Genomic DNA, 500 nt, shown 5'->3' on the forward strand with positions numbered 1-500 from the left:
ACGCCGTCCTCGTTTCTCTTCCTCACCAGATAGCGCGATCGCGGTGCAAACCGCTCGATCGTACTGGGCCTGTAGCTCAGGTGGTTAGAGCGCACCCCTGATAAGGGTGAGGTCGGACGTTCGAGTCGTCCCAGGCCCACCACGACACGGGACGTTCCGCCCGCCGGCTTGACCCTTTGGGGCCATAGCTCAGCTGGGAGAGCGCGTGCTTTGCAAGCATGAGGTCGTCGGTTCGATCCCGTCTGGCTCCACCACTTCTTTGGGACTTGGCGTCGTGGAAACGGCAGCCGCCCGAGAGAGGTGTCGAGCCCGCTATCTGGAACATGCGTTTGCCGCAGCCTGGATGCTGTGAGGACCGATCGGTCCCGCAGGGTCGGCTGTTAGGCGAAGACATCAGTGACATCGTGAAGAGGGAATGTGGCCGTTGGGGCAGAGAGATCTGCCAACCCCGGCGGCCATGTTCGGCAAGCATACGGTGATCGGATCGGAAACGGTTCGAT

At 61.8% G+C, this 500-nt stretch carries 2 tRNA genes; both read left to right on the forward strand.

The window, feature by feature from the left end:
- Positions 1 to 65: 65 nt before the first annotated feature.
- Positions 66 to 142: transfer RNA gene (locus ME121_RS32925), tRNA-Ile, on the forward strand.
- 36 nt (positions 143 to 178) lie between these two features.
- Positions 179 to 254, forward strand: a tRNA-Ala gene (locus tag ME121_RS32930).
- Positions 255 to 500: the final 246 nt, after the last annotated feature.

The sequence above is a fragment of the Methylobacterium sp. ME121 genome (assembly GCF_000974725.1).
GTDB lineage: Bacteria > Pseudomonadota > Alphaproteobacteria > Rhizobiales > Beijerinckiaceae > Methylobacterium > Methylobacterium radiotolerans.